Annotated in this window: 5 protein-coding genes; 1 reads left to right on the top strand and 4 read right to left on the bottom strand. The window is 63.0% G+C overall.

What is annotated here, in order from left to right; all coding sequences use genetic code 11:
• The 4 genes from KBF66_RS18380 to KBF66_RS18365 form a co-directional block, all read right to left on the bottom strand.
• Positions 1-908 (bottom strand): 2Fe-2S iron-sulfur cluster-binding protein (locus tag KBF66_RS18380; RefSeq protein ID WP_296660962.1); only part of this gene is annotated, 908 nt, incomplete at its 3' end.
• A 19-nt stretch (positions 909-927) separates the two neighbouring features.
• Positions 928-2,487 (bottom strand): formate dehydrogenase beta subunit, encoded by a 1,560-nt coding sequence (locus KBF66_RS18375; protein ID WP_296660960.1) that lies wholly within the window; start codon positions 2,485-2,487, stop codon positions 928-930.
• A complete protein-coding gene (locus tag KBF66_RS18370; RefSeq protein ID WP_296660958.1) occupies positions 2,484-2,996 on the bottom strand; it encodes a formate dehydrogenase subunit gamma in 513 nt (170 codons plus the stop codon). Before KBF66_RS18370 ends, KBF66_RS18375 begins: the two co-directional genes overlap by 4 nt.
• Before the next feature lie 123 nt (positions 2,997-3,119).
• Positions 3,120-5,117, bottom strand: coding sequence for a sigma-54-dependent Fis family transcriptional regulator (locus KBF66_RS18365; RefSeq protein WP_296660954.1), 1,998 nt, complete (start codon positions 5,115-5,117; stop codon positions 3,120-3,122).
• Positions 5,118-5,432: 315 nt separating this feature from the next.
• On the opposite strand from KBF66_RS18365, the gene KBF66_RS18360 reads away from it, so the two are divergent.
• The coding region (locus KBF66_RS18360) for an aldehyde dehydrogenase family protein (RefSeq protein WP_296660951.1) at positions 5,433-6,258 on the top strand (826 nt) is incomplete at its 3' end.

Here is a 6,258-nt window from a genome sequence, read left to right as displayed (position 1 = left end):
GTAATGCGGTCCTTGTGTGTGGCGTAGCCCCAGGCAAAGCGACCCTTCACACAGGCATGGCCTTCATTGGCCCGGCCGTCCTTCCAGGGCACCATGCGCACCACCGTGTTGCCCTTCATTTCGGCTTTGAGACCGCAGCCAACGCCGCAATAGGCACAGGTGGTGACGATGCTGTGCTCAGGTTGCCCCAGCGCAATCACCGTTTTTTCCTGCAGCGTCGCCGTTGGACAGGCGGCCACACACGCGCCGCAACTGACGCATTCAGACTGCATGAAGGTCTCGTTCTGGCCAGCAGACACACGGGATTCAAAACCGCGCCCGCTGATCGTCAGGGCAAAGCTGCCCTGTACTTCCTCGCAAGCACGCACGCAACGGTTGCAGACAATGCACTTGGCCGGGTCGTAGGTGAAGTAGGGGTTGGATTCGTCCTTGGGCTTGAAACCCACGCAACCCTTCCGATAATGGTTGGCACCGGCCATGCCATAGCGCACCTCGCGCAGGCCGACCACGCCAGCCATGTCCTGCAATTCGCAGTCGCCATTGGCAGCACAGGTCAGGCAGTCCAGCGGGTGGTCAGAGATATAGAGTTCCATCACGCCCTTGCGCAGCTCCTGCAGCTTGGGTGTCTGGGTGCGCACCTTCATGCCGTCTTCTGCCGGTGTCGTACACGAAGCCGGAAAGCCACGCCGACCCTCGATCTCGACCAGGCACAGGCGGCACGAACCAAAGGGTTTCAGGCTGTCGGTGGCGCACAGTTTGGGTACTTTGATACCGGCACCCGCCGCCGCGCGCAGCAGCGATGTGCCGGCCGGCACGGTCACGCTTTCGCCGTCGATCTGCAGCGTCACCTGCTGCGCCGAATGACACGCCGGCGTGCCGTGGTCAATCTCCTTGAATGCTTCGCGCATGGTGTTCTCCGTCGGGTGCCTATGCGGCTTGGGTTGATGCTGGCGACAGGCCGAAGTCCTGCGGGTAATGCTTCAGTGCCGACAGCACCGGAAACGGTGTCATGCCACCGAGCGCACACAAAGAGCCATGCAGCATGGTGTCGCACAGATCGTGCAACAGCTCGACCTGCTGCGCCGGATTGTCTGCGTGGGTAATGCGGTCAATCACCTCGACACCACGGGTGGAACCAATGCGACAGGGCGTGCATTTGCCGCACGACTCAAGGGCACAGAATGCAAAAGCATAGCGCGCCAGCTTCGACAGATCAGCGCTGTCGTCATGCACCACGATGCCGCCGTGACCTACCGCCGCGCCAATGGCGATATAGGCCTCATAGTCCAGCGGGACATCCCAATGCTCCTCGGGCACATAAGCCCCCAGCGGGCCACCCACCTGGACCGCCTTGATCGGCCGGCCACTGGCGCTGCCGCCTCCAAAGCCATACAGCAGCTCGCGCAGCGTGATGCCAAAGGCTTTTTCCACCAGGCCGCCGCGCAAGATATTGCCAGCCAGCTGAAACGGCAGGGAACCGTGCGAACGCCCCACGCCGTAGTTGCGGTAATAGTCAGCCCCACGCGCCAGAATCAACGGCACACTGGCAAAGGTGATGACGTTGTTGATGACGGTGGGCTGACCAAACAGGCCCGCCAGCGCCGGCAGCGGCGGCTTGGCGCGCACCACCCCGCGTTTGCCCTCGATGCTCTCCAGCATGGCAGTTTCTTCGCCGCACACATAGGCACCGGCGGCCTTGCGCACCTCAAGCTCAAACGTGCGTCCGCTGCCCAGCAGGTTGGAGCCCAGGTAACCGGCAGCATGCGCCAGCGCGATAGCCTGTGTCATGCTGGCCAGCGCGTGCGGGTATTCACTGCGGATATACACATAGCCCTGCGTCGCCCCCACCGCCAGCGCGGCAATCGTCATGCCTTCGATCAGCATGAAGGGGTCGCCCTCCATCGTCATGCGGTCAGAAAACGTGCCGGAGTCACCCTCGTCGGCGTTGCACACCACATATTTCTGCGCCGCCTGAACCCCGGCCACGGTTTTCCATTTGATGCCAGCCGGGAAAGCCGCGCCGCCACGACCACGCAGACCCGACTGTGTCACCTGCTCCAGCAGCGCATCGGCCGACAGCGTCAGCGCACGCTGCAGGCCAAGCCAGCCTTCATGGGCCGCATAGTCGGCCAGGCTCAGCGGGTCGGTCACGCCCATGCGGGCAAAAGTCAACCGCTCTTGCAGCGCCAGATAGGGAATTTGCCCAGTCACCCCAAGGCGCAGCGCATGTTCGCCGCCGTGCAGCAAATCGGCATCGAGCAGGCCCGGCACGTCCTCAGGTGCGACCGGGCCGTAAGCAATGCGCCCGAGCGGGGTTTGCACCTCCAGCAAGGGCTCCAGCCAGAACATGCCACGCGAGCCATTGCGCACCAGTTCAATCGTCAGCCCACGCAGCGCCGCCTGTTCCACCAATGCGGCAGCAAGCTCGTCGGCACCCAGCGCCAGTGCCGCTGAATCGCGTGGCACATAAACTTTGACGGCGCTCATGGGGCAGCCCCAAGTTGCGCCGCCACATCGTGTAGCGTAGCGGTTGTGGCCCGGCCGTGCAGGCGGTCATTGACCTGCAGGGCTGGGGCGCTGGCGCACAAGCCCAGGCAATACACCGGCAGCAGCGTCACCGCCCCATCGGCGCGCGTGTCATGCAGCTTGCAATCCAGCAACTGCTCGGCCTGCGCACGCAAGTCGTCGGCACCACAGGCCTGACAGGCCTCGGCACAGCACACTTGCACCACGGTGCGACCGGGCGGCTTGCGCCGGAAGTGGTGGTAAAACGTGATGACCCCATGCACCTCGGCGCGCGACAGGTTCATTGCTTTGGCAATCAGCGGCACTGCCGCATCGGGCACATAACCCAGCGCGTCCTGGATGCCGTGCAGGACCGGCAGCAGCGCACCGGGCTGCCGCCCCTCAGAGGCCAGCACCGCTTGCACGGTGTGCAGGGCCGCATCACTGAGCGTGGCAGATCGCAAGGCAGCAGCAGTTGGGTTATTCGGCATGACGGGGTGTCCTATTATTTGCGAGAGCAACTTTGCCATTGTGCGCGACTTCGCCAGCCGGTGGCTAGGTGTCGGCCACAAAATGCGGTGGGGTGGCGCCCGTCGCGGGGATGTTCCGCTGGGTCAATCGGCCAGCTTGCGGTACAGCGTCTGTCGGCTGATGCCCAACCGCCGGGCGGCTTGCGACAGGTTGCCCTGGCTGGCATCGACGGCCTGGCGAATGGCCTGGCGCGACATCTGCTGCAGGCTGTGTTCACCGGCAACCGGTGATGTGATGCCGCTGGGCTGTATCGGTGACGGCGTTGTCGGCCCCCGCTTAGCCCATCCCGGGCCGGCTGGCAGTGCGACTGAAGTCGCGCAGGCAACACCCGGTTCAGCCTGCAAATCCTCCAGCAAATCGTCGGGCAGGTGGAACCAGCTGATGCTGCTCTCGTGCGCGCCCAACATGGCGCTGGCGGTGCGCAGCGCATTGGCGTATTGGCGCAAATTTCCCGGCCAGTCATGTCGCGCCAGGCGCGCCAGCAAATCGGGGTCGATCCGGACGCTCCGGCCGGGGTTGAGGTCCGCCAACAGCCGGTCGGTCAGCACGGCAAAGTCGCTGCGCTCCCGCAGGGGCGGGAGTTGTACCGTCAGCCCATTGATGCGGTAGTACAGGTCATTGCGAAAACGGCCGTCGGCGGCTTCTTCACGCAGCTTGCGGTGGCTGGCACAAATCAGATAAAAGTCCACCGCCACGGCTTGCCCGCCACCCAGCGGGGTGACCTGACGCTCTTGCAAAACCCGTAGCAACCGAGCCTGCATGGGCAGGGGCATATCGCCAATTTCATCCAAAAACAGCGTGCCACCCTGGGCCTGACGCAGGCGGCCCGGGCTGCCTTCGCGTTTGGCCCCGGTAAACGCACCCGGCAGATAACCAAACAACTCGGCCTCGATCAAGTTCTCGGGTACTGCGGCACAGTTGATCGCGACAAAAGGCTTGTTGCAACGCGGACCGCTGTCGTGTGCAGCGCGGGCAAACAGCTCTTTGCCCACACCTGATTCGCCTTGAATGAGGAGCGGAATCGGTTTGTCGATCACGCGGCGCGCCTTGTCTGCGGCGGCGCGCCAACGCACGTCGCCGGTGTCGAGCAGGTGCAAGGCATCGGTCGCTGGCGGCCGTGGCAAGTGGGTTGTCGCGGGCATTCGGCTGATCAAGGCCGCGGGGTCGCGTTGCACCTGAACATACAGCGCCTGCCCATCATGGCGGCGCACCTGCGTGGGCAGACCGGCGCGGCGCTGGTGACGCGACAGCAACTCCGGCAACGGCACATCCAGGCGATGCTGCAGCTGAGCGGCCCCGATATCGGCAATGGTCCACTTCAGCAACTCGAACCCGGCGCGATTGGCCCCGACCAGCCAGCCGTCTTCAGACACCGCCACAATGCCTTCGGCCACCGAGCCGATGCCTTCAAGCTGCGGGTGTAAATGCAGGCGAATGTGACGCTGACACGAGGTGCTGACCAAGCGGTTCTCGATCATGCGCGTGGCCATGCCCACCAGTCCGAGCGTGTGCGGGTGGCGACTGCGGCTGTCGCCAGAAATATCGAGAATGCCGATCAGTTCGCCCAGGGCCGAACAAATCGGCATGGCGGTGCAGGTCAAAAACGCATTGCGCTCCATAAAGTGTTCGGCGCCATGGATTTCAACCCCGCTGGCCTCGATCAGCGCAGTGCCAATCGCGTTGGTACCGCGTTGCTGCTCATGCCAGTTGGCGCCGCAGCTCAGCGCCACGCGGTCGGCCCGACTCAAAAAGTCGGCATGCCCCAAGGTGTGCACCAATGTGCCGCGACGGTCAGCCAGAATCACCATGCCCTGGGTGTGGCGCACCTGCTCGAACAGGTGTTCCATGACCGGTCGCGAATGCGCCAGCAACTCATGGTTGCTTGCCAGCGTGCGACTCAGGTCAGCACCGCTGGTATGTTCACACTCGCGCATTGGCGCGTCTGGCAGCAAACCAGCGGCCAGGCTGCGCCGCCAGGAACGCGCCACACGCTCATCCAGCCCGTCGGACGGGCAGTCACCGTGTTGCAGCAAATGGTGGCGAGCCTGTCGCAGATCAAGCTCGGCATGGGGTGTCAGCACGTTGTCTCCTGGGCAGGTTTTGACCTGCTCGCCATTGAAATTAAGTGAGCGATGGTAACGACAGCGCAGTTTCCCGGCGATATGAGGCGCTGTGCATAGGCGCTGGCCGATGGGGTGTGTCGCATATCCCCACAGCTGTCACAGTTTGCAACACCCACTAACACAGGGCAAACCCTGATCAAGGCGACAGGACTGCTGAATAACCCGTTACAAATCAATCACTTGCATTCAAGCCCTGCATGTGGCACGCCCTTTGATTGTCAAGGTGGCCCGCAAGGGAAATTTATTCATCCAAACCGTACAACGAGGATACACATGATCTATGCAGCTCCCGGCGCCGAAGGCGCAAAACACGTCTACAAATCGCAGTACGACAACTTCATTGGCGGCCAATTCGTCGCACCCGTCAAGGGCCAGTACTTTGATGTCATCACACCAACCACCGGCAAGGTGTACACCAAGGTGGCGCGCTCTGACGCCTCGGACATCGAGCTGGCTTTGGACGCCGCCCACGCTGCCGCCGACGCCTGGGGCAAGACCGATGCTGCCACCCGCTCCAACATCCTGCTGAAAATTGCCGACCGCCTCGAAGCCAATCTGGAACTGCTGGCCTACGCCGAAACCGTGGACAACGGCAAACCGATCCGCGAGACCCTCAACGCCGACATTCCGCTGACCATTGACCATTTCCGCTACTTTGCCGGCTGCCTGCGCGCCCAGGAAGGCGGCATCAGCGAGATCGACGAGAACACCATGGCCTACCACATCCATGAGCCGCTCGGCGTGGTCGGCCAGATCATTCCCTGGAACTTCCCGATTCTGATGGCGGCCTGGAAACTGGCCCCGGCCATTGGCGCGGGCAACTGCGTGGTGCTCAAACCCGCTGAATCCACCCCGATCAGCATTTTGATTCTGGCTGAGCTGATTGCCGACATCCTGCCGCCCGGCGTGCTCAATATCGTCAATGGTTATGGCCGTGAAGCTGGTATGCCGCTGGCCACCAGCAAGCGCATCGCCAAGATCGCCTTCACCGGCTCCACCACCACGGGTCGTGTGATCGCCCAGGCCGCTGCCAACAACCTGATTCCAGCCACGCTGGAGCTCGGCGGCAAGTCACCCAACGTGTTTTTTGCCGACATCA

Origin of the sequence: Rhodoferax sp. (assembly GCF_018063565.1) — a bacterium.
Classification (GTDB): Bacteria; Pseudomonadota; Gammaproteobacteria; order Burkholderiales; family Burkholderiaceae_C; genus Rhodoferax.
This window is presented reverse-complemented; position numbering and strand designations above follow the sequence as displayed.

Bases quoted from the DNA above. Each gene is read 5' to 3' on its own strand.
- KBF66_RS18375 (WP_296660960.1), bottom strand. From the start codon at position 2,487: ATGAGCGCCGTCAAAGTTTATGTGCCACGCGATTCAGCGGCACTGGCG.
- KBF66_RS18370 (WP_296660958.1), bottom strand. From the start codon at position 2,996: ATGCCGAATAACCCAACTGCTGCTGCCTTGCGATCTGCCACGCTCAGT.